The sequence below is a fragment of the Vibrio metoecus genome, from assembly GCF_009665255.1.
Lineage (GTDB): Bacteria > Pseudomonadota > Gammaproteobacteria > Enterobacterales > Vibrionaceae > Vibrio > Vibrio metoecus_B.
The window spans coordinates 1,897,233-1,920,532 of the sequence record NZ_CP035686.1 but is presented as its reverse complement, the minus strand read 5'-3'; the positions used below and the strand labels follow the sequence as shown (position 1 = coordinate 1,920,532).

At 46.7% G+C, this 23,300-nt stretch carries 22 protein-coding genes; 11 read left to right on the top strand and 11 right to left on the bottom strand.

The annotated features are described in order from the left end of the window. Positions 1-2: 2 nt before the first annotated feature. From ispA to EPB59_RS18875, 3 genes are all read right to left on the bottom strand, one after another. Positions 3-887 carry a (2E,6E)-farnesyl diphosphate synthase gene (ispA, locus tag EPB59_RS08675; RefSeq protein ID WP_154172360.1) on the bottom strand — a complete coding sequence of 295 codons (885 nt, stop codon included), beginning with the start codon at positions 885-887 and terminating at the stop codon, positions 3-5. 48 nt (positions 888-935) lie between these two features. Further along, positions 936-1,178, bottom strand: a complete 243-nt coding sequence (gene xseB, locus EPB59_RS08670) for an exodeoxyribonuclease VII small subunit (RefSeq protein WP_000157117.1) — start codon at positions 1,176-1,178, stop codon at positions 936-938. A gap of 247 nt (positions 1,179-1,425) precedes the next feature. Continuing rightward, positions 1,426-1,635, bottom strand: a complete 210-nt coding sequence (locus tag EPB59_RS18875) for a hypothetical protein (protein WP_320194350.1) — start codon at positions 1,633-1,635, stop codon at positions 1,426-1,428. On the opposite strand from EPB59_RS18875, the gene pomA reads away from it, so the two are divergent. The 5 genes from pomA (at position 1,544) to EPB59_RS08645 (ending at position 6,592) form a co-directional block, all read left to right on the top strand. Beyond that, on the top strand, positions 1,544-2,257 hold the full coding sequence (pomA, locus tag EPB59_RS08665) for a flagellar motor protein PomA (RefSeq protein ID WP_309303986.1): 714 nt from the start codon (positions 1,544-1,546) through the stop codon (positions 2,255-2,257). The two genes, EPB59_RS18875 and pomA, sit on opposite strands and share 92 nt — an antisense overlap. An 11-nt stretch (positions 2,258-2,268) precedes the next feature. After that, complete coding sequence (locus EPB59_RS08660) at positions 2,269-3,228, top strand: flagellar motor protein MotB (RefSeq protein ID WP_154172358.1); 960 nt, start codon at positions 2,269-2,271, stop codon at positions 3,226-3,228. Positions 3,229-3,415: 187 nt separating this feature from the next. Next, positions 3,416-4,867: a tRNA uracil 4-sulfurtransferase ThiI gene (thiI, locus tag EPB59_RS08655; RefSeq protein WP_154172356.1), complete on the top strand. Its 1,452-nt coding sequence runs from the start codon at positions 3,416-3,418 to the stop codon at positions 4,865-4,867. A gap of 395 nt (positions 4,868-5,262) precedes the next feature. Then, entirely contained in the window at positions 5,263-6,183 is a 921-nt protein-coding gene (locus tag EPB59_RS08650) for a transcriptional regulator GcvA (RefSeq protein ID WP_154172354.1), read from the top strand. A gap of 22 nt (positions 6,184-6,205) precedes the next feature. Then, complete coding sequence (locus EPB59_RS08645; protein ID WP_154172352.1) at positions 6,206-6,592, top strand: DUF423 domain-containing protein; 387 nt, start codon at positions 6,206-6,208, stop codon at positions 6,590-6,592. A gap of 31 nt (positions 6,593-6,623) precedes the next feature. On the opposite strand, the gene xni is transcribed toward EPB59_RS08645, so the two are convergent. The 5 genes from xni to queF form a co-directional block, all read right to left on the bottom strand. Next, positions 6,624-7,403 carry a flap endonuclease Xni gene (xni, locus tag EPB59_RS08640; RefSeq protein WP_055051582.1) on the bottom strand — a complete coding sequence of 260 codons (780 nt, stop codon included), beginning with the start codon at positions 7,401-7,403 and terminating at the stop codon, positions 6,624-6,626. Between the two features lie 119 nt (positions 7,404-7,522). Then, a complete protein-coding gene (gene ppnN, locus EPB59_RS08635; RefSeq protein WP_195706965.1) occupies positions 7,523-8,881 on the bottom strand; it encodes a nucleotide 5'-monophosphate nucleosidase PpnN in 1,359 nt (452 codons plus the stop codon). Positions 8,882-9,099: 218 nt separating this feature from the next. Beyond that, the gene (locus EPB59_RS08630) at positions 9,100-10,665 is read right to left on the bottom strand and encodes a GGDEF domain-containing protein (RefSeq protein WP_055051584.1); all 1,566 of its coding nucleotides are present in this window, start codon (positions 10,663-10,665) and stop codon (positions 9,100-9,102) included. 110 nt (positions 10,666-10,775) lie between these two features. Then, positions 10,776-13,037 (bottom strand): tetratricopeptide repeat protein, encoded by a 2,262-nt coding sequence (locus tag EPB59_RS08625; RefSeq protein ID WP_154172348.1) that lies wholly within the window; start codon positions 13,035-13,037, stop codon positions 10,776-10,778. 15 nt (positions 13,038-13,052) lie between these two features. Next, the gene (gene queF, locus EPB59_RS08620; RefSeq protein WP_154172346.1) at positions 13,053-13,898 is read right to left on the bottom strand and encodes an NADPH-dependent 7-cyano-7-deazaguanine reductase QueF; all 846 of its coding nucleotides are present in this window, start codon (positions 13,896-13,898) and stop codon (positions 13,053-13,055) included. Positions 13,899-13,994: 96 nt separating this feature from the next. Here queF and syd point away from each other — a divergent pair, with 96 nt between their 5' ends. Together syd and EPB59_RS08610 are read left to right on the top strand one after the other, a co-directional pair. Further along, positions 13,995-14,543: a SecY-interacting protein gene (gene syd / locus EPB59_RS08615; RefSeq protein ID WP_195706964.1), complete on the top strand. Its 549-nt coding sequence runs from the start codon at positions 13,995-13,997 to the stop codon at positions 14,541-14,543. Between the two features lies 1 nt (position 14,544). Beyond that, the gene (locus EPB59_RS08610) at positions 14,545-15,321 is read left to right on the top strand and encodes a Zn-ribbon-containing protein (protein ID WP_055051588.1); all 777 of its coding nucleotides are present in this window, start codon (positions 14,545-14,547) and stop codon (positions 15,319-15,321) included. A 133-nt stretch (positions 15,322-15,454) separates the two neighbouring features. Here the strand turns inward: EPB59_RS08610 and metQ are convergent, their stop codons facing one another. From metQ to metN, 3 genes are read right to left on the bottom strand one after another with little or no spacing between them, the layout of a single operon-like run. After that, a complete protein-coding gene (metQ, locus tag EPB59_RS08605) occupies positions 15,455-16,264 on the bottom strand; it encodes a methionine ABC transporter substrate-binding lipoprotein MetQ (RefSeq protein ID WP_000672706.1) in 810 nt (269 codons plus the stop codon). A 36-nt stretch (positions 16,265-16,300) separates the two neighbouring features. Next, positions 16,301-16,978 carry a methionine ABC transporter permease gene (locus tag EPB59_RS08600; protein ID WP_000009572.1) on the bottom strand — a complete coding sequence of 226 codons (678 nt, stop codon included), beginning with the start codon at positions 16,976-16,978 and terminating at the stop codon, positions 16,301-16,303. Beyond that, a complete protein-coding gene (gene metN / locus EPB59_RS08595; protein WP_154172342.1) occupies positions 16,968-18,002 on the bottom strand; it encodes a methionine ABC transporter ATP-binding protein MetN in 1,035 nt (344 codons plus the stop codon). The genes EPB59_RS08600 and metN overlap by 11 nt, the downstream gene beginning before the upstream one ends. 235 nt (positions 18,003-18,237) lie before the next feature. On the opposite strand from metN, the gene gmhB reads away from it, so the two are divergent. The 4 genes from gmhB (at position 18,238) to treC (ending at position 23,231) form a co-directional block, all read left to right on the top strand. Beyond that, the gene (gene gmhB, locus EPB59_RS08590; RefSeq protein ID WP_055051590.1) at positions 18,238-18,798 is read left to right on the top strand and encodes a D-glycero-beta-D-manno-heptose 1,7-bisphosphate 7-phosphatase; all 561 of its coding nucleotides are present in this window, start codon (positions 18,238-18,240) and stop codon (positions 18,796-18,798) included. A gap of 52 nt (positions 18,799-18,850) precedes the next feature. After that, a complete protein-coding gene (gene treR / locus EPB59_RS08585) occupies positions 18,851-19,801 on the top strand; it encodes a trehalose operon repressor TreR (RefSeq protein ID WP_154172340.1) in 951 nt (316 codons plus the stop codon). 239 nt (positions 19,802-20,040) lie between these two features. Further along, positions 20,041-21,465, top strand: a complete 1,425-nt coding sequence (gene treB, locus EPB59_RS08580; protein ID WP_195706963.1) for a PTS trehalose transporter subunit IIBC — start codon at positions 20,041-20,043, stop codon at positions 21,463-21,465. A gap of 77 nt (positions 21,466-21,542) precedes the next feature. Continuing rightward, a complete protein-coding gene (treC, locus tag EPB59_RS08575; RefSeq protein WP_154172335.1) occupies positions 21,543-23,231 on the top strand; it encodes an alpha,alpha-phosphotrehalase in 1,689 nt (562 codons plus the stop codon). Positions 23,232-23,300: the final 69 nt, after the last annotated feature.

Here is a 23,300-nt window from a genome sequence, read left to right as displayed (position 1 = left end):
GTTTAGTTCTTGCGCTCGACGACATATCGGGCGAACTCTTCTAGATGCTCAGTATTGTAGGGAATTGCTTCTAAAGCCAGAAGCGCTTCTTGTAACAGAGTATGTGCTTTTTCCTGTGCTCCTTCTAAGCCTAAAAGAGCAGGGTAGGTACTTTTATTCAATTGCTGGTCAGAACCTTGCGGTTTCCCCAAGGTTTCAGTGTCACTGATGATATCCAGAATGTCATCTTGGACTTGGAATGCGAGGCCGACTGCATCCGCGTAACGATCTAAATGCGGTAACATTGCTCGGCCTTTTTCGCCCGCAGCCAATGCACCTAAACGGATTGCGCAGCGCATCAACGCGCCGGTTTTATTACGATGGATGTTTTCCAACTCTTCCAGTGAAACTAAACGGTTTTCGGCTGCCAAATCCAACGCCTGACCCAGGCACATACCTTGTGCGCCAGAGGCTTCGGCAAGGGCTTGAATCATGGCGACACGCTGCGTTTCGCCCGCAGCAGAAAGAGTGCCTTCGGCCAAAATGGTAAACGCCAGAGTTTGCAGGGCATCGCCAGTTAAAATGGCGGTGGCTTCATCAAACTCGATGTGACAAGTCGGTTTACCGCGGCGCAGTTCATCATCATCCATTGCCGGTAAATCATCATGGATCAGTGAATAAGCGTGAATACACTCCACCGCAGAGGCCGGAGTATCTAATTCATTTAGCTCACAGCCGAGCATTTGTCCGGTAATGTAGACTAAGTAAGGCCGAGCCCGTTTGCCGCCAAGAAGTAACCCGTAACGCATCGCCTCAATCAAAGGCAAGCTCTGAAAAGGAATTCGGTTCAGCCACAGATCCAGTTGCTGATTATTTCGTTGTTGGTATGAGGATAACGCCTCAATCATAGAGCACTCGTCTTTATAAGTTGTTCAGATCGTAATACCGAGCATGGCTTACTCGGATAAGTCGTTAAAATCACTGAGTGGCGCTTCGTCACTGTTACTGAGTAAGATGCGTACACGTTGCTCTGCGTCATCCAACTTCAGTTGACCAGCTCTGGCAAGCGTAATACCACGTTCAAATTTTCTCAGTGCTTCATCCAGCGCCAGATCGCCACTTTCCAGTTGTTCAACCAACTGCTCTAGTTCTTCGATAGTTGATTCGAAGGACATGTTTTCCGGTTTCTTGCTCGCCATAATCTGTATGCCTTACTTAAGATGCACGAAAGTTACCTCAGGGGGCTGAGCTGGTCAAATTTAACCAAGCGATTTTGTCAGAAATAGAACGCTTTTTTACCGTGTTAGATAACGAAATGGAAAAAAGCCCACAAAGTCACAATCCCAAGGGTAAAAACTCTGTGTACCACAGGTGCATCTTCGGCCTGTTTGCGTATACACTTGAGTAAGGTTTTTGTTCTCTATTCTGACAATTTCATTAAAGAATTTATTCTGTTGCCGATAATGAGGGTAAGCTTTTCATTATCGCGAATGTGTAGCCGGAGGAGTGCTTCGTGGATTTAGCAACACTGATTGGCCTTATTGGTGGTATGGCTTTCGTTATCATGGCGATGGTGCTGGGCGGCAGCCTAATGATGTTCGTTGATACGGTCTCTGTTCTGATCGTAGTGGGCGGCGCTGTTTTCGTTGTGATGATGAAATTTACTATGGGGCAGTTTTTTGGTGCGGGAAAAATCGCCGCTAAAGCCTTTATGTTTAAAGCGGATGAGCCAGAAGATTTGATTGCCAAGATCGTAGAAATGGCCGATGCGGCACGTAAAGGTGGTTTCTTGGCGTTAGAAGAGATGGAAATTCCGAATCCCTTTATGCAGAAGGGGATTGACCTGTTGGTAGATGGACATGATGCCGATGTGGTGCGCGCCACTTTACAAAAAGATATTGCTTTGACTGACGAACGCCATAGTAAAGGTACGCAAGTCTTCCGCGCTTTTGGTGACGTGGCACCTGCGATGGGTATGATCGGTACACTGGTGGGGCTAGTTGCCATGTTGTCCAACATGGATGACCCGAAATCGATCGGCCCTGCGATGGCGGTAGCACTGTTAACCACATTGTACGGTGCGGTACTTTCCAATATGATCTTCTTCCCGATTGCCGACAAACTGGCTTTGCGCCGTGATCAGGAAACGCTCAATCGCCGTCTGATTATGGATGGTGTATTGGCGATTCAGGATGGACAAAACCCAAGGGTTATCGATAGCTATTTGAAGAACTATCTTAACGCTGGTAAGCGTGCTCTTGATGTTGATAAAGAGTAGCGGAGCCTCCTATGGATGACGAAGAGAAGTGCACTTGCCCTCCCCCTGGGCTACCGATGTGGCTCGGGACGTTTGCGGATTTGATGTCGCTACTGATGTGTTTCTTCGTACTCTTACTCTCGTTTTCCGAGATGGATGTACTGAAGTTTAAGCAAATTGCGGGTTCGATGAAGTTTGCGTTTGGTGTACAAAACCGCTTGGAAGTCAAAGACATTCCTAAAGGCACCAGCATTATTGCCCAAGAGTTTCGTCCTGGACGTCCAGAGCCAACGCCGATTGATGTGATCATGCAACAAACCATCGATATCACCCAGCAAACGCTTGAATTCCAAGAAGGTGAGTCAGACCGTGCTGGTGGTAACCAACGCGATTCTGGTCAGCTTACTGGTGGTCAGTCGGCAGAAACTTCCGTCCAAGATAACCAAAATACCCAATCGGAAATGCAACAGCAGCAAGCGCAAGCCATGTCTGATCAGATGGAAACCGTTGCTGAGAGCATTAAAAAAGCCTTATCACGTGAGATTGAACAAGGCGCGATTGAAGTGGAAAACTTGGGACAGCAGATTGATATTCGGATCCGAGAGAAGGGCGCTTTCCCTGAAGGGTCGGCTTTCTTGCAACCAAAATTCCGTCCGCTAGTGCGTCAAATCGCAGATTTGGTGAAAGACATTCCCGGTAAAGTACGAGTGACGGGGCATACGGATAACCAAAAATTGGATTCTGAGCTCTATCGTTCAAATTGGGATCTTTCCGCGCAGCGTGCCGTTTCAGTAGCGCAGGAGATGGAGAAAGTGAAAGGCTTTGATCATCAGCGATTACAGGTTCGCGGCATGGCCGATACTCAACCGCTCGGCCCCAATGATACCGAAGCACAGCGTGCGCTGAATCGCCGTGTTGAAATCAGCATTTTGCAAGGGGATCCACTGTATAGCGATGAAGTACCTTCACTGGGTGCGCCCGCCAAACCCTAGCCTGGTTTTTTACTGAGTACTGTTTTACAAAGGCAAGTCGAATGGCTGGCCTTTTTACGGGCTTTTCTCTCTCCGATGGAATCGTGTATAATGCCGCCCCTTTAGCGTGAATGCCCCAAACGGCTTGATATTTCAGTGCTGGTTGAAGCCAAACGCCACATCGTTCATCTAGATTGCGAATAAGCTTATGAAATTTATCGTCAAACCCCATCCGGAAATTTTTGTGAAAAGTGAATCGGTACGTAAGCGTTTCACAAAGATCCTTGAAAGCAATATTCGAATTATTGTGAAAGCCCGCACACAAGGGGTGGCGGTATTCAATCGTCGCGATCATATTGAAGTGACGGCTAACTGCGATACGTATTATGCGCAAGTGTTGGAGATTCTGACTACCACACCGGGTATTCAGCAAATTCTGGAAGTGCAGCAGTCAACATTCACCGATCTGCACAACATCTATGAGCAAGTGCTGGAACTGAACCGCCCCAATATCGAAAACAAAACGTTCGTGGTGCGCGCGAAGCGTCGCGGTAAGCATGATTTTACTTCGATTGAGCTTGAGCGTTATGTCGGTGGTGGCCTTAATCAAGCGGTAGCAAGTGCTAAGGTGAAACTGACCAACCCTGATGTGACGGTGCAAGTGGAAGTTGTCGATGAACTTCTAAACCAAGTGATTGCACGCCATAAAGGTTTGGGGGGCTTCCCGCTGGGTACTCAAGAGGATGTGTTGAGCCTGATTTCTGGTGGCTTTGACTCAGGTGTGTCGAGCTATCTGCACATCAAACGTGGCTCAAAAGTGCATTACTGCTTCTTCAATCTTGGTGGCCCAGCCCACGAGATTGGCGTTAAGCAAACCGCTTACTACTTGTGGCAAAAATACGGGTCATCCGCCAAAGTCCGTTTTATCGCGATCGATTTCGAGCCTGTTGTGGCTGAGATTTTAGAGAAAATTGATGATGGCCAAATGGGCGTTGTGCTGAAGCGTATGTTTATGCGCGCAGCCGGCATGGTAGCTGAGAAGTTTGGTATTCAAGCATTAGTGACGGGTGAAGCTCTCGGTCAAGTGTCTAGCCAAACCCTGACCAACCTGCGCCATATCGACAATGTGACTGACACTTTGATTCTGCGTCCACTGATCAACTGGGATAAAGAAGACATCATTCGTCTAGCGCGTGAAATCGGCACGGAAGATTTCGCGAAAACCATGCCTGAGTTCTGTGGTGTGATTTCAAAAAGCCCAACCGTGAAAGCAATTAAAGAGAAGTTGGAAGAAGAAGAAGCCAAATTCGATTTTGCTCTGCTTGAGCAAGTGGTGTACAACGCACGTCAAATCGACATTCGTGAGATTGGTAAAGAGTCACTTGAAAAAGCACCTGAAGTGGAGTTAGTGAACTCGGCTGAAGAGAGCAACGCGGTTGTGTTAGATATTCGTAGTCCAGACGAAGAGGATGAAAGTCCACTTGAGATCGCAGGCGTTGAAGTGAAGCACCTGCCGTTCTACAAGCTCGCGACCCAGTTTGGTGATTTGGATCAGTCGAAAACTTACTTGCTGTACTGCTCACGTGGTGTGATGAGCCGCTTACAAGCGCTCTACCTGCAAGAACAAGGCTTTAGCAACGTGAAAGTCTATCGCCCATAAGCGCGATCATGAATGGAAACGCAGAGTTTGCTCAGCAGGCTCTGCGTTTTTTTTCGCTTAACATTCTCCGGTTACTTGGTCGTGACAGAAAATGCAGATAAAAAAACACCGCCAACAGGCGGTGCTAAAAATTTGACAGACAGGTCAAAAATAAATACAGGAAGTATTTGTTTTGTGGCAGGGATAACTGCACAAAACAGATGGTAGAAACTACCTAACTCGAATTTCGAGTTTGCAAACACAACATCGCAACAACTAAGCCTATTGATTTACAAGGAAATCAAGCCGTTCAGGCCGTTGCTGCGCGGTGAAATATAGATTTTCTCTGGTCGGTTAGCAACGGACAAATTATAATGTTTCAGATTAAAAAAACTAATCTTGAACCGAGTATCTCTATGTCCAGAAGATTGCCTCCCCTCAATTCGTTAAAAGTGTTTGAAGCGGCCGCTCGCCATTTAAGTTTTACCCGAGCTGCCGAAGAATTATTTGTGACACAGGCCGCAGTTAGCCACCAAATCAAAGCGTTAGAAGAGTTTTTAGGTCTGAAGCTTTTTCGCCGACGAAATCGCTCTTTGCTCCTAACGGAAGAGGGGCAAAGTTATTTCCTCGACATAAAAGATATTTTCAGCTCATTAGCTGAAGCGACCGATAAATTACTTGAGCGAAGTGAAAAAGGGGCGCTGACCATTAGTCTACCGCCGAGTTTTGCGATTCAATGGCTAGTGCCACGTTTAGCGGATTTCAACCAACAAGAACCGGATATTGATGTGCGTATCAAAGCGGTGGATATGGACGAAGGTTCGCTTACCGATGATGTAGATGTGGCGATCTATTATGGGCGAGGCAATTGGCCGGGTTTACGTGCCGATAAGTTGTATCAAGAATTTTTGATCCCTCTCTGTTCGCCAGCACTGCTACTAGGAAGTAAGCCAATGGAGACTTTAAAAGATTTATCGTTGCATACACTGTTGCACGATACGTCGCGTAAGGATTGGAAACAATTTGCCAAAGAGAACGGTCTGGATAATGTCAATGTGAATCACGGCCCCATTTTTAGCCACTCTACTATGGTGTTGCAAGCGGCCGCACATGGGCAAGGGGTAGCATTAGGCAACAACGTATTAGCGCAACCCGAAATTGATGCCGGGCGCTTAATTGCTCCGTTTGATGAAGTGCTGATGACCAATAATGCTTTCTACGTGGTGTGCCATGAAAAGCAAGCTGACATGGGGCGGATTGCCACATTTCGTGATTGGATGCTGAAAAAAGCGCGCAGTGAGCAAGTCGATATCTTGCAGCATGAACATAGCCATTAAGCTGGAGAAGATGAGGTAGAGGATGAGCAGTAAGTATTTACTCACCATCGGTGGTGTATTGTCAGGGATTGCGGTGGGGTTGGGCGCATTTGCTGCGCATGGCCTAAAAAAGATCTTAAGCCCTTATCTACTTGGTGTGTTTGAAACGGGCGTGCAGTACCAATTTATTCATGCATTGGCCTTGTTGGTTTGTGGCGTGTTATTGCTGTTACCGATTCAACCTGCTGCACAAAAAGGCTTTTATCGTGCGGGGCTGTTTTTCTTGGTCGGTATTCTTTGCTTTAGCGGTAGTTTGTACGCGTTGGCACTCACGGGCGTGAAGTGGTTTGGCCCGATTACGCCTTTTGGTGGGCTAATGTTTATACTGGGCTGGGGCTGGTTTAGTTACGCGGCGTTGAAAAGCCAGTAGCCGGTTCAGTTATGATCAACCAGGTGCTGATTTAGTCAGCCAATGGTGGATTAAAACGGATATCTTGTAAGTTAAAGCCTAGCTCGATGTCCGTTTTTAGGGCGCTGACTTGTTTGCAGATGCGCGCCATTTCAATCTGTGGATCGAGTTTTTTCCGGTATTTCTCCGGCAGCTCAGAGCTTGCGTACGCTTCTTCGATATTGGCGAATTGGTTCAAAATCTCTTTGGCGGCTTTTGGGCCAATGCCCGCAACGCCGGGAACTTGGCTTGAACTGACGCCTGTTAATCCCCAATAGTCGGTTAATTGTGCTGGCGTTACCCCAAACTCTTGCGCAATAAACGGTTCATCTAACCAGCGCTGTTGAAAGTAGTCGCGAATCTGTAAGGTTGGCGAAAGCAGTTGGCAGTAGCCTTTATCCGTCGAGATGATCGTCACTTTCTCTTGATGTGCGGCCACTTTACAAGCCAGTGTCGCCACCAGATCATCTGCTTCATCCCCTTCTGACAGCAGAGAATCAATCCCTAATTGCCACCAAGCATCTTGAATGGTTTCAAGCCCTTGCTGTAATACCTCTGGCATGGGTTTACGATTGGCTTTATAGCTGGGGAGTAATTCGGCGCGCCAACCACGATCAGAAAGATGATGGTCAAACACTGCAATCATGTGGCTAGGTTGAGCTTCATTAATGATGCGTTGCAAAGTACGAGTGGTTGTTTCGGCAGTTCTGGCTATGTCATTCGGATCGGGCTGCGCAGAGTGAACACGACGGATCAAATTAAGAGCATCAATAATGACAAGATGAAGAGACATAACCAAAAATCATCAAAAAATAAGGGCTTGTAAGGCCCTTATTGTAATCAAATTCATCAGGATTACTACCCGTCGCCCCATCCTGTCAGTAACATCAGTCATTGATAGGGGAGCTTTCTTTAGGTCACGATTCGATAACAGGGTTCGTAAACGCTGCCGCCGGGCAGTTTCATACGATTTTGTGCTACGAAATCATTGAGCAGCTGATCCATTTTTTTCATCAGAATCGGATCTCCGTGCATTTCAAAAGGTCCGTGGCGTTCAATCTCTCGAATTCCTTCCGCTTTCACGTTACCCGCTACTATACCAGAGAAAGCTCGGCGCAGATTGGCGGCCAACACTTCTGGTCGTTGGTTCAAGTGTAAATCTAAGTTCGCCATGCTTTCATGGTTTGGTTCAAAAGGCAGTTGAAATTCAGGCTCAATTTTCAGTGACCAGTTAAAGCTGTAAGCATCTTCCTTATCTTTCCGATGCTGGCGAACCAGTGGCATCGCATTATTCATGATGCGTGCCGCCTCAGCTGGATTATCAATCACAATACTGTAATGCTTACGTGCCGTTTCTCCCAAGGTATCGGCGATGAATTTATCCAAAGACCGAAAATATGCTTCACTTTGTTTGGGACCGGTCAGAACGATTGGCATTGGTTGATCGGCGTTTTCTGGGTGCATCATGATGCCCAGAATATAGAGCAGCTCTTCTGCCGTGCCTGGGCCTCCTGGAAAAATGATGATGCCATGCGCCATACGTACGAATGCTTCCAAGCGTTTTTCAATATCCGGCATGATCACCAGTTCATTCACTATCGGGTTTGGTGGCTCAGCGGCAATGATGGAAGGCTCGGTAAGACCTAAATAGCGGTATTCACTGTAGCGCTGTTTGGCGTGACCTACGGCTGCACCTTTCATTGGTCCTTCCATCGCACCGGGACCACAACCAGTACAGATGTTTAGTTCGCGCAATCCCAGTTCATGGCCGACTTCACGAGTGTACTGGTATTCGACTTCATTGATCGAATGCCCGCCCCAACAAACGACCAAATTCGGCGTTGTTCCCGGGATCAGTGCGCCCGCATTGCGCAAAATACCAAAGACAAGATTGGTAATATGAGTGGCATTGGTCAGGTTTAGGCGCTGGCTATCGGCCAAATGCATGTTGACGTAAACAATGTCGCGCAGCACAGAAAAAAGGTGTTCTTGGATCCCTTTAATGATCTGCCCATCGACAAACGCATGTTCTGGGGGATTCGCCAGTTCAAGCTTAATACCCCGTTCACGGCGCATGACCGTGATATCAAAATTTCTATACTTATCGAGCAGCTCTTTCGAGTTATCGGTATGGCTGCCAGAGTTCAAAACCGCAAGGCTGCAGTTCCGGTAGAGCTGGTAAAGATCGCTTGATGCGGTTTTTTTCAGGCGTTCGACTTCCAGCTGTGAAAGCAGATCCATGCTGCCTGCGGGGCTGACTTGAATAATCATAGTGTCCTCCTTCAACCTGAGGTTGAGGTCATGCCTGTGCATGATATTGAGCATTTGTTATAAAACAAGAGTAGCAGAGATACCCAGAGAAGGGAGATAACCTCTTGATATATCTGATTTCAATCTAGAGGTATCACTTAAGGTAAGAAAATAGCACAAAGGGGTAATTGTGAAGCTGAGCACAATTTATCCATCATTGTGCTCAAATAGTATGCTGATTACTTCCAGACCAACTGACTAGGGCCGATGCTTTTCGCTTCATTTAAGGTGAGATTTAGGCGATCCAGCACGGTTTCAGGAGTATCTGAATCGACAAAACGAATACTTGCCGCGGAGAGCGTGATGGTTAGATTTTTATCACGGAATTTAAACGGCAGTTTTGACACATTGAGCTGAATTTGATGAATGATTTGATAAGTTTCATTCTCTGATCGCTCAGGCAGCAGGAGAATAAATTCTTCTCCAGAAAAACGCGCTACCGTGTCGTTATCACATAACTCTTTTTTAATTGTACGGGCAATAATGCTCAGTGCTTTATCCCCAGCCGCATAACCAAAGCTGTCGTTGATCGATTTGAATTTATCAATATCAAACAGCACCACGCGTAGATTGTGCTGAGTGCGGATCCAGCGTCGATACTCGTGTTCGAGCCGCTCAGTAAAGCTGCTGCGGTTGTACACTTTGGTGAGTGGATCGAGTTGCGCTCGTAAAGCTTGGTCTTCAAGTCGACGGTGGTAGTCTTGCGCTAAGTCAGAGAGCGCTTCCATCTGATCTTTGCTGTAGCGGATACGTTCAAGCAGGGCTTGTTCACGCTGTTCTGCTAAGGTTAATCGTTCAGAAAGTGATGACATCTCACGCAGTAAAGGCGTCATTTTCTGCTTAAGTGCTTCTAACTCTGTTTGCTCTTTTAATGCGGTTTGACTGCGAGCGACTAGGCTGCTCAGTTCGCTGTTCATCTCTTGACGATGAGCCATATAGCTTTGAGTTTGCTCAAGATTTTGCGCCGAACTCTTTAAGTTATTCCCAATTGAGAGATTGACTTGCTCTAAAAAGGCTTCAGCCGCTTTGCGTTCTGCATGGCTGCCATCAATGACTAAACGAAGCACTTCGAGAGTCAATTCAAGTAGGGTATGCGTGTTCACCCCAAGCAGAAGTTTGGTGCGGATATCACTCAGTTGATCGCCTGACTCACCATTAAAATCGAGTTCAGTGATCAAATGCTGGAGATCGATAGACAGACGATGGAGGAGCTCGCGGTCCGCTTGCTGAGAAATTTCATTGAGTGCCAAATTTGGATTGGCGCACTGAATTTTGACCGCACGCTCATAAATCTCCAACAAACGTAGTGCTTGCTGGGTTTTCTCTAATGGCTGAGCAGCGGTAAAACTCAGCAGATCACGGAGATCGCGTTTGATCTTGGCTGGTAAACCTGGCACACGCAGTAACGTTTCACCACTGTGCTGCAACTGGCTATCTAGATGACTGTTTTGTTTGTCCATGGCCAATGACTGTTGTTTCAACATGCGTTCCAGCACAGCCAGTTGAGGGATCAGCGTGCTGATGTCTTTTTGTTGTTCTAATGCAAAACAGAGCTCTTCTAAACTTTGGTTTAGTCGCTGACTACTGCCGTGACAGGTCGTAGCCAATGAAGTGACCATTCGTTTAAGAACTTGCTGCTCTCGGTTAAATTTGAACGAAGTATCCCTTTGTGTCAAACGTACTTGTTCTAACTGAGATTTCAGTTTTTGAAGCTCTGCTTGGATATCTTGTTCTAGAACGCCCATGTACAACAAACTAGATAGTAGAGGATCAATCCTGATCCTATTTATTGATTTGTCGATAATAGCAAATATTTTACGAACGTCACTCGGTGTTTATGTCGACTGGGCAGCATTTATCCATCTTTTAATAGTTTTTTGATGTTCTCCTCATTCTTATAAGAAGAATGGACTTTGATCAGCCCCTGATTTATCGCTTGCTTGCAAGAGAGGCGAATATTCTCAGAAGCGAAACTGGCGGCTGGCGCATTCTCAATCGCTTTTAAATACACCCATTGGCTTTGACTTTCACTCAGGCTTAATTCCCGAGCAATATGTGTCGCCATTAACAAAATATCGAGTAGCTCCTTATCATTGATGGCGGTATAAGCTCGGGGTAAAAATGGATAATCGGTGATGCCAATACGAACTATCCGATTTATTTTTCGATCTGTCGCAAATTCATTCAACCAAGATTGAATCTGGTTGAATAATGTTTCTGGGTCGCTACGTTGTTCGCCATGTTTTTCAATATAAAGCAAGCTAGCGTCAGAAAAATGATACAGTCGATTTGGATCTTTTATTTTCTCTTTTAGAAAATCACCAAAAGCGCGTTCTAATTCCAAACCCGCAGTGTATCCATTTTGCAGATACATGTTGCGCATGAAAGGAATATCAATTAAAGCAAAACGTAAGCGATCGTTGAGGGGCTGTTGGATTAACTCTCCGAGCTGCCATTGCTCGTAGTTTCGATGACTGTTCTCTAATGAGCTAGGAAGCTTAGCGTTCAGCATCCTTAGGTTATTGAGTCGTGAACGTGAGTGCGTAAATAAAGTGTCATGCAGTTCGGAGATTTCATCTTGTTGACGTTGTACAATATAACCACGTCGCAAGTTGATCATAAAAAGAACTACACAGATAACCAGTAAGAAAAAGGCAATTTTACGTAATTGAGAAAATTGGTTCTCCGTTTCTTGTAGGCGTTTTTCTTGTCCAACCAAATGCAAGGTTTGTTCAATAAATTCGCGTTGTTGTCGGAAAGCATCCTCACTGATTTGATTGAGTTTATTTTGTCTTTTTTGGGCGAGTTGTTGACTCTTTTTAAAACTCTCTAACGCTTTTGTTAGTGAGCCCGTTTTCTCATATCCCAGAGAGAGTAATCGATAAGCGTGCTCTTGCAGATAATCATCTTGAATTGAATCACCAATCTGTAGCGCCATTTCTGCATAACGTACAGTTTCTTGATTGATATTTTGGTAATACGCTAATCCTGAATGCAGTAGCGCTGCATGTCCATTTAAGCGTGGAATATCTGTCACACTGAGTAATTCTTCTGCACTGGTTAAATATTGCTCAGCAATTGGGTAGTTGTAGAGTTGTAAATAAGTTGCTGCGAGGTTAATCCGAATTTCAATTTCATCACTGAGTGGTGCATTATTATTGTGGTGATCGATGACATTGAAATAATGCACTAAAGCAAGATTGTACTTTCCTTGTTGGTAGTAGATATCACCCATTTGTTTGAGAACAGTAGGCAGAAAAGGGGATTGTTCATAGCGGCCATAGAAGTCGGCAGCCTGTGAAAAGTGATCCAATGCCTTATCCAATACCTGTCGATTGAAAAAAAGCTTACCTAACAAGGTATTGGCTTTGGCTAACAATACGCCGGAGTTACTTTCAATCGCACTCCAATAAGCAATCAACAATTCTGAAAGCGCTAGGTTATAACGCTCATGGCTGAGATGGTGCTGACCCAAGGTCAGGTGATATTCGATAGCCGGTTTTTCGTCTTGTAATGTCTCCAAATAAGGCTTGGCTTGGGTGAACAGGGTATCGGCTAATTCGAGATCATTGGCTTGCGAGGCAATTTCTGCCCGCAGTAAGGTGATTTTGTAATCAATGCCTTTGGCAATTTGATCCGCATTTTCAATGCGTTGATATTGCTTAGTTATCTCATTTAACGCTTGATTAGCAGCGGTGGTATCGCCGCCAGTTTGCCAAGTTAGTCGAGTGCTCAGGATCTGTACATCCAGTAGCAAGTACGGGAGTTGATATTGTTGGGTGAGCATTTTGGCATCATGTAGTACCAATTGTGCTTGCTCATTCTCACCGAGGTTATCCAGCGCTTGCGCCAAAATCATCATGGCATCAACGGTACTGCCGGGAGTTCGCGTTCGACTGTCGGCTTCGTCGCGGGCGATGGTGGCGGGGTGCTTTTCCAACTTATCGGCTAAATGGCGATCATCAAGGTATTGCTGCGCCATTTTTTTTGCTTGTAAAGGGGAGATCTCTACCAAACTATTGGCTTCATTGAGCATGGGGGAAGAATAAATGGTGGCCTGTGCCCAACTTGAAATCAGCAGTAAGCTCGCTATGGTTATCCAGCGTAGAAATCTCATCCTAAGTCGTATCCTTTATTGTCGCGCCATACGTTGATTATGCTCTGGTGCTGAATGGCAGTTGGAGCGGAATGGGTTAATGTCTAAGCCTCCGCGTCGAGTATAACGTGCATATACAGTTAAGGTTTTTGGCTGACAGTAACGCATAATGTCGGTGAAAATACGCTCAACACACTGTTCATGAAATTCATTGTGCTCACGGAAAGAAACAATATAACGCAGTAACGCTTCACGGTTAATTTTGGCACCGTGGTAAGCAATTTCGACGCTCCCCCAATCTGGCTGATTGGTGATTAGGCAGTTGGATTTAAGCAAATGGCTGTGCAGCACTTCGCTGACCTCTTCACCCTGTGCAGCCCCTTGCAGCAAGGCATCATCAAACTCGTAGCCCTTAATATCAATATCTTGATCATCAATACACTCACCTTGCATAGTCACAATCGGCTCTGCGGTGTATTCGTTCAGAGACTTTACGTTAACGGTGACGGTTTCTCCCGCGCAAGCAGAAAGATCTTGCATTAAGCGCGTTTGCACTTCATTCCAAGACGCAAAACGAGTCTGGTTGTAGCTGTTGAGGTAAAGCTTAAAGGATTTGGATTCGATCAAATTCGCGCTGGTCGCCGGAATCGACACTTCACCGATCGCCACTTGTGGCAACCCTTTTTGATTAAGCCACGACAGCTCATACAGCGTCCAAATATCGCAGCCTTGAAAAGGCAGAGTGTCGCTAAGATGCAGATCATCACGGTTCAAGCTGCGAGGTACGGGTTGCAGCAAGGTGGGGTCATAGTGATTGGCATACTCGGTTTTTTTACCCAGTGTTAGGCCAGCAAGCTCTTTGGCGTCGGAATATTTGCTCATGTTTTTCAGTCGATTCAATTAGAATGTGCAGAATTTTACGCAATCCCAGTGCCAGTGTCATTAACGAGGCGGCGCAAACTCAACATGGAGATGATTATGACGCAAAGCGTAGTGCAAGCCTTGAGTGCATTCAGTCAGCGTTTTCTACAACATTGTGCACAGCAAACCGGTCAATTACCGGAAAATGACGAATTGTTGGGACTGGCTTCGCCTTGTGTGGTGGAAGAAATAGCCGATGCGGTGCGCTGGCGCCCTGTTCATCGTGACGTGTGGGCGGATTTCAGTAATGTCGAACGGGCGATTGAACTCACGCTGCACGAGGATATCAAAGCGTTTTACGCTAGTCAGTATAGTGCGGACATGCCCGCGCAGTGGCGAGGTCGTGAATTGACGCTGCTGCAAGTATGGAGTGAAGAAGATTTTACGCGCTTGCAGGAGAACATTCTGGGTCATTTAGTGATGCAGCGCCGCTTAAAGCAAAAACCTACCGTGTTTATCGCCACTACCGAGGATGAAATGGCAGTGATTTCAGTGTGTAACTTGAGCGGTAATGTGATCCTTGAGAAATTGGGGACAGCGCAGCGTGAAGTATTGACTGCCGATCTTGAGACGTTTTTAGAACAGCTTGAACCAAAGGTGAATTGAGATGTACGTGGTTGAGTTAGAGTTTGAGTGCTTTGATAACACTACCATTAGTGCGGTGGATAAAGCGATCAATGGCTTGATGGATGCGTTGCGTTATAACGGGCAAGTGTTGGGGCGTGAGTTTCCGATTGTGCTCGGTGACGGAGTGTTTTACGTGCGCGCCGTCTGCCCTGAAAAAGAAAGTTTGCACCCTAAATTCCATTCGCAATATGTTGAAGCTTGTGTGAGCCGTTTAAGTGAGGCCAGTTTACTCGCGCCGAAAGTTCGCGTGCTGGGGTTAGACATCAACTCAGAACAAGCCGCGGAAGAGGAAATGCCGAGTTGGCAGGTGCTTTACACCACCTATGTGCATACGTGTTCACCACTGCGCAGCGGTGAAAGTCTGTTGCCTATTCCTTTGTACCGTAATCCGCCGACCTTTAATGGTGATCACAAAGCGGTGATCAAATGGCAAACCGAATGGCAAGCATGTGATGAGTTGCAAATGGCAGGAGCGTGCAAAGCTGAACATGCTGCGCTACATGAGATTTGCGATGTGGATAGTGATTTATTCCGTCGTGGTTGGGATCTGCGTGGTCGTATTGAATTTCTGACTAAAGTGCCAACCTATTACTATCAGTATCGGGTGGGAGGCAGTAGCCTTGCGCAAGAAAAAGCGCGCCCTTGCCCTAAGTGCGGCGGAGAGTGGTTGCTGGAAGAGCCATTGCACGACATCTTCCATTTTTGTTGTGAGCCGTGCCGGATTGTCTCCAATATTTCTTGGGATCACTTGAAATAGAGTGCTGGATGCACCTTGGATGCATCCGCATTCATCTTTTCTCTATTGGTATTCAAAGCACTCAGCAATAAAAAAGGTTGGCGTAGTGCCAACCTTTTCTGTTTTTGAGCGGAAAGACCATTAGAAATTGCGATTACCAGCCTTTTACGGCACCACCTTGGAAGATTTCTGAAGCAGCTTTAGCCACTTCATCGGTTTGGTAGGCTTTCTTGAAGTTTTGTACGTTTTCGGCATTCACGTTTGCTTCACGGGCAACCAAAATATTGACGTAAGGTGACTCTTTGTTTTCAACGAAGATGCCATCTTTTTCTGGGGTCAGATTGATTGAGCTCGCGTAAGTGGTGTTGATGATAGACAGAGCCACATCATCCAGTGAGCGTGGTAGCTGGGCTGCATCCAATTCGAGGATCTCAAGTTTCTTTGGATTTTCAACGATGTCACGTACGGTTGCCAGTAGACCGACATCTTCACGCAGTTTGAGCAGGCCTTGTTGTTGCAGCAGCAGCAGTGAGCGACCTAGGTTGGTTGGATCGTTTGGAACTGCAATGCGTGCGCCATCTTGTAGTTCATCAACTGATTTGATCTGTTTTGAGTAACCTGCGATCGGGTAAACAAAGGTGTTACCGACGATCGCTAGCTTGTAACCACGATCGGCAATTTGCTTATCGAGATAAGGTTTGTGTTGGAATGCGTTCGCATCGATAGAACCATCATCTAATGCCGCGTTTGGCGTTACGTAGTCGGTGAAAGTCACCAATTCGACATCCAGATTGTATTTTTCTTTAGCAACTTTGGCTGCCACTTCCGCAACTTGTGCTTCCGCACCCGCCATAACACCAATTTTCACTTTGTTGTTATCCACGGCTTTTTCACCACAGCCGGCCAAAATCAGGGTTGAGGCTGCAGCAGCGATAGTCAGTAAACTTTTCAGGCTAAACTTCATGATGAACTCCTTGTTCAAAAAAGGCTTTTGTTTTACTTATCGATGATCGACGCGGCGTACCAACGCATCACCGATGGATTGAATAATTTGTACCAGTACAATCAGCATGACCACAGTGACCGCCATGATGGTGATGTCGTAACGGTGGAATCCATAGCGGATCGCCACATCGCCCAGACCACCACCGCCAACGGTACCCGCCATGGCTGAGTAGCTGACCAGTGTCACGAGAGTAATCGTGACTGAGTTTAAAATCGTCGGCAGCGCTTCAGGCAGCAGTACCTTACGAATGATTTGCAGTGGCGTCGCACCCATAGATTGCGCCGCTTCCACTAAGCCGGTTGGCACTTCAAGCAGCGCACTCTCAATTAGGCGCGCTACAAACGGAATCGCCCCAATCGTGAGTGGCACAATGGCCGCAGTGGTACCGATAAAAGTGCCGACAATCAGTTTGGTGACAGGGATGATGGCGACCATCAACACCAAAAAGGGCACCGAGCGACCGATGTTAACCACGGCGCCGAGTACACGGTTCAGCGGTAGGTTTTCCAGTAAGCCCTCTTTTTTGGTGGTATGGAGAATCACTCCTAGCGGAATCCCGAGCGCAAAACCCACCGCACCGGCAATCGCGACCATATACAGTGTTTGCCATGTGGCGGTTAACAGTAGGTCGCTATTGAGTGCAAACCATTGTGCAATCGTATTAAAGGACATAACCTAGCACCTCTACTTTAACGTTGTTTTCGCGCAGATAACGAATCGCGGCTTCATCATCGTCGGCATTACCAAAAATTTCAGCGACCATCATGCCAAACTTCACGCCGCCGGCGTAATCCAGATCTGAGCTAAGAATGCTGACATCAATATTGTATTTGCGAGCAATTTGCGTCATCAGCGGTGCATCCACGGTAGCGCCGGTAAATTCCAAACGCACCAGTGGGTAGCTGCCTGCCACGCGAGTTGGCTGTAAGCGCACTTGGTAATCTTCAGGAATCGATAAATCCAACGTTGAGCGGATGAATTGATGCGCCAACTCGGTTTTCGGGTGGGCAAAAATATCGCCGACCGTGCCTTTCTCAACCAGCTCACCGCCACCAATGATCGCCACTTCGTGACAGATGCTTTTCACCACATCCATTTCGTGAGTGATCAGCAAAATAGTTAAGTTGAGCTTACGGTTAATTTCTTTAAGCAGCTCTAGAATCGACTGCGTTGTCGCTGGATCCAGCGCGCTGGTGGCTTCATCACACAGCAATACTTTGGGATCGCTTGCCAAAGCGCGAGCAATCGCGACACGTTGCTTCTGGCCGCCAGAAAGATTCGCTGGGTAGCTTTCTCTTTTATCTGAGAGGCCAACCAGTGCCAGCAATTCCGTGACTTTAGTTTCTATCTGTTGTTGTGATTGACTCGCTAACTCCAGCGGCAGAGCCACATTTTCAAACACAGTGCGTGATGAAAGCAGATTAAAATGTTGAAAAATCATGCCGATGTTACGGCGGGCTGCGCACAGTTGTGGATTATTGAGCGTGGTTAAATCTACGCCATCGACAATCACTTGGCCGCTAGTCGGTTTTTCTAGCATGTTGACACAACGGATCAGCGTACTTTTCCCGGCACCGGATGAGCCAATCACCCCAAAAATTGTACCTTGTGGAATCAATAAATTGATATCTTTCAGGGCGTGGATTTGCTTATCCCCCTGATAGAAAACCTTATTTACGCTTTTAATCTCAATCATGTGCAACCCTGTACTGCTCAAGGCAGAATAATCTATCGGCCTCTTCCTCAATTGGTAGTCGATGCTATGGGCTGACCGAGTTTAAGTCAATAGATATTTTTACGTCTAGACGTCTAAATGGTCGTGACTGATTAGACGAGAACGTTATTAGATAGTGACGAAAAAAATATAGATAGTGATGAAAAAAATAAAGCGTGCAATAATTCGCGTAAAGTGACTTGAAAGAGATAGCATTTTGGCCAAACCCGCCGTATTTCTGGATCGTGATGGCGTGATCAACGTCGATCATGGTTACGTGCATGATGAGCACGATTTCCAATTTATTGAAGGTGTATTTGAAGCGACTGCGGCTTTGCAGCGTATGGGGTATTTGTTGGTGCTAGTCACCAATCAATCCGGTATTGCGCGCGGCAAATTCAGCGAAGAACGTTTCATTTCTCTCACCCAATGGATGGACTGGAACTTTGCCGATAATGGTGTTGAGTTTGATGGTATCTATTACTGTCCGCACCATGCTGAACATGGTATTGGGCAATACAAAGAAGAGTGTGATTGCCGTAAACCTAAGCCGGGCATGTTTCTTTCGGCGCGTGATTTCCTGAAAATCGACATGGCCAATTCGGTGATGGTCGGTGACAAAGCCGAAGATATGATGGCAGCTGAAGCGGCGGGTGTAGGCACTAAGATTTTGGTGCGCACCGGTAAGCCAGTCACAGAGCAAGGTGAAGCCTTAGCGACCGTGGTGCTCGATAGCATTCGCGATGTGCCTCATTATCTACTGCGAGTGAAAAAATAAGGTCGCTAGAGCGATCTTATTCCTCTACTTTTTGATGAATATCCCACTGCTCATGAATCGAAAACTGACCATTTTAGACATTGCGAGACTTTCTGGTGTCGGTAAATCAACCGTGTCCCGAGTATTGACCAATGATCCCAAAGTGAAACCTGAAACGCGTGCACGCGTAGAGCAGGTGATCGCAGAATCGGGTTATGTGCCGTCCAAATCGGCACAAACCATGCGTGGTGGCAGCCAAAAAGTGGTGGGAATTATCATCTCGCGTCTGGATTCGCCTTCCGAAAACAAAGCGGTCAGCACTATGCTGCAAGCGTTGTATGCTCACGGCTACGATGTGGTGATCATGGAAAGCCAGTTTAGCCGCGAAAAAACCAATGCTCACTTAAAAGTGCTCGCCAAGCGGCAAGTGGATGGTGTGGTCGTGTTTGGTTTTACGGATATTGACCATGACGCACTGCTTCATTGGCAACATCGCTGTGTGCTCTTGGCGATGCACAGCGACGAGATATCCTCCATCAACTATGACAATGCTGGAGTGATTGAGCGCGCTTTGCAGCATTTGGCGCAAAAACAGTTACGCGATATTGCCTTTATTGGGGTCGACCCACGTGACAAAACCACGGGTGAGCAACGGCTTAACGCTTATCTTAACTGGTGTGTGCAGCATGAGATTGTGGCGAATTACCAAACCGGACAACTGCATCATGAAAGTGCTTATCTGCTGGTAGATAAAGTGCTGACTGAGCAAACTCAAGCGATTGTGTGTGCGAGTGATACTTTGGCGCTCGGCGTGATTAAGCGTTTGCAAGAGTTGCAACGTGATGATGTCGTTGTGACTGGGGTTGGTGGCAATGAACTGCTCTCTTTTTTATTTCCGAACATTTTTAGCGTTGACCCCGGCTATCGTGAAGCGGGCAAATTAGCTGCCGATCTACTGATCGAGCAACTGTGTGGCCCTGAAAACGGTTGTGTGCATTTAACACAGATTCCTGTATCGCGGTAATTTTCCGCCTTCTTTTATTGATGATACCTTTGATAACTCGTGAACCGCCTTCTCTCGCGAGTTTAACTCTCTTTTTACTACACTAAAATCATGCGCAAATAACGCACAATGTGATCGCATTCAATTTATGGGATTGTTCCCATTTTTATCTGTTATGCATTGTGTCAATATCGCACCAATTGATTTGGGACTGTTCCCAATTGCTGCAATGATAATAATTCAATAGGGTGGACGAGGATATGAGCAAGATAGCGAAACAAGACGTTACGCGTCTTATCGAACTGGTGGGAGGCGAAAGCAATATTGCGAGCGTTACTCACTGTTTGACACGCTTACGCTTTGTGTTAAATCAGCCAGAGCAGGCTGACAAGGCGGGTTTGGAAGCGTTGAGCATGGTGAAGGGCTGCTTTACCAATGCTGGACAATTTCAGGTAGTCATTGGTACCGAAGTTGATCAGGTCTACAAAATGCTGCTGGAACAAACCGGTAAACAAGCGGTTTCCAAAGACGATGCTAAAGTCGCAGCGCGTCAAAATATGAATGTGCTAGAGCGTGGCATCTCCCATTTGGCTGAAATTTTCGTGCCTCTGCTTCCTGCGATCATCACCGGCGGTTTGATCCTCGGTTTTCGAAATGTGATTGGCGACATTCGCATGTTTGATGGCAAAACGCTGACCGAAATCAGTCAGTTTTGGGCATCGGTACATGCGTTTTTGTGGCTGATTGGTGAAGCGATTTTCTTCTTCCTACCGGTGGGTGTGTGTTGGTCAACTGTGAAAAAACTTGGCGGTACGCCGATTCTCGGTATTACCCTTGGGGTAACGTTGGTTTCTCCACAATTGATGAATGCTTACTTGATCGGTAAGCAAGTGCCGGAAGTGTGGGACTTTGGGTTATTTGCGATTGAAAAAGTGGGTTATCAAGCCCAAGTGATCCCCGCCATTTTGGCTGGTGTGGTGCTGGCCTTTATTGAAAACAACTTAAGACGTATCGTCCCTTCTTACCTTTATTTGGTAGTCGTGCCGTTTGTTTCAATTATTCTTTCTGTGGTACTTGCCCACGCCTTTATCGGGCCATTTGGCCGTGTGATTGGTGATGGCGTAGCATTTGCAGCGAAAGCGGCGATGACCGGTGATTTTGCGGTGATTGGTTCGACGCTGTTTGGCTTCTTGTATGCTCCTCTCGTGATTACCGGCATTCACCACACCACTAACGCGGTAGATCTGCAACTGATGCAAGAGCTAGGTGGTACGCCGATTTGGCCGTTGATCGCGCTATCCAACATTGCGCAAGCTTCGGCGGTAGTGGGCATCATTATCATCAGTAAAAAGCACGGCGAGCGAGATATCTCAATTCCTGCGGCGATTTCAGCCTACCTTGGTGTGACGGAGCCTGCGATGTACGGTATCAACCTTAAATACAAATTCCCTATGCTGAGCGCAATGATCGGCAGTGCTTTGGCTGCCGCAGTGTGTGGTAGCGCAGGCGTAATGGCTAACGGCATTGGTGTGGGTGGTTTGCCGGGCATTCTTTCCATTCAACCACAATATTGGAGCATTTATCTGGTCGCGATGCTGATTGCGATTGCTGTACCGATAACGCTGACATTATTGATGTACAAGCGTGCCCAGCGTTCTGGCAAGTTGGCTGTATCAGCCGCCTAATTTCTTCCTGAGTTAGGAGTGGCTTGTGCCACTCCTTTTTCTGTTATTGAGTCAGTTTTTGAGTAAGTGAGAGTAGTATGAATAGCTCAACCCAGTCCATGCCTTGGTGGAAAACCGCTGCGATTTATCAAATTTATCCGAAAAGTTTTTGTGATAGTGGCGCAAAGGGCGTGGGCGATCTGCAAGGCATCATCGGCAAGTTGGACTATCTACAAAAGCTTGGGATTGATGCGATTTGGTTGACCCCGGTTTATCAGTCGCCAATGGTGGATAATGGGTATGACATTGCCGATTACTACGCGATCAATCCTGATTTTGGCACGATGCAAGATTTTGAACAGTTATTGAAAGAAGCGCATCGGCGCGGTATTCGCATCATCATGGATATTGTGGTTAACCACACCTCCACCGAACACGCTTGGTTTCAATCCGCATTGAGCGATCGCAATAGCCCTTACCGCGACTACTATATTTGGCGCAAACCGGTTAACGGTGGTGTGCCAAACAACTGGCAATCCAAATTTGGCGGGAGTGCATGGGCGCTGGATGAAGTGACCGGTGAGTATTATTTGCATCTGTTTGCCAAAGAGCAGGCCGATCTGAACTGGGAAAACCCGCAAGTTCGAGAAGAAGTAAAAAACATCATCGGATTCTGGGCTGAAAAAGGTGTCGATGGCTTCCGACTTGACGTGATTAACCTCATTTCCAAGCAACAAGATTTTGCCAATGATGAAATCGGTGATGGTCGCCGTTTTTACACCGATGGTCCAAGAGTGCATGAGTATCTGCAAGAGATCAGCAGTGATGTCTTTCAGCGTTATGGCAGCGTAACCGTGGGTGAAATGTCTTCAACCACTTTAGAACATTGCCAACAATATTCTGCGCTCGATGGGCGAGAGCTTTCTATGGTGTTTAATTTCCATCATTTGAAAGTCGATTATCCGAATGGCGAAAAGTGGACGAAAGCGCCGTTTGATTTTCTGCAACTCAAGCAGATTTTCAATCATTGGCAAACAGGGTTGAATGGCAAAGGATGGGGCGCGCTGTTTTGGTGTAACCACGATCAGCCGCGGATTGTGAGCCGTTTAGGTGATGATCAGCAGTACCGAGTTGAGTCAGCAAAAATGCTGGCGGCCACCATTCACCTGATGCAAGGCACACCTTACATCTACCAAGGTGAAGAGATTGGAATGACCAATCCGAGGTTTACCTCGATTAAGCAGTATCGCGATGTGGAAAGCATTAACATCCACCAGATGATGGTGCAGCAACAAGGGATGCCAGAAAGTGACATGCTGGCGATTTTGGCGCAAAAGTCGCGTGATAATTCGCGCACGCCAATGCAATGGGATACGAGCCTCCACGCTGGATTTACTCGTGGCGAGCCGTGGATTGAAGTTGCGAGTAACTATCCAGAGATTAATGCACAATCTGCATTGGAAGACCAGAATTCGGTGTTTTACTTTTATCGCCGATTATTGTCGCTGCGCAAAAAGGTCAAGGTGATAACCGATGGTGACTACACCGATTTACTGCCTGAGCATAAAGAGATTTTTGCTTATCAGCGCCGTAATCAGAAACAGGTACTGATCTGTTTGAATAACTATTACGGTCACGAAGCCGAATGTGTTCTGCCAGAATTACCGCTCGATGATGCGCTTTACTTGCTAGGCAACTATCCTGGTATTGAATTACAGCGCGTGTTGGCGCACCAAGTGTTACGTCCATACGAAACACGCATCATCCTGATTGAGTCACCCCTATAGGATTCAATCACTTTTCAGCCCCGCGTGTCGGGGCTTTTTTGTTCTTGGTTGGTCACAAATCGTCACATA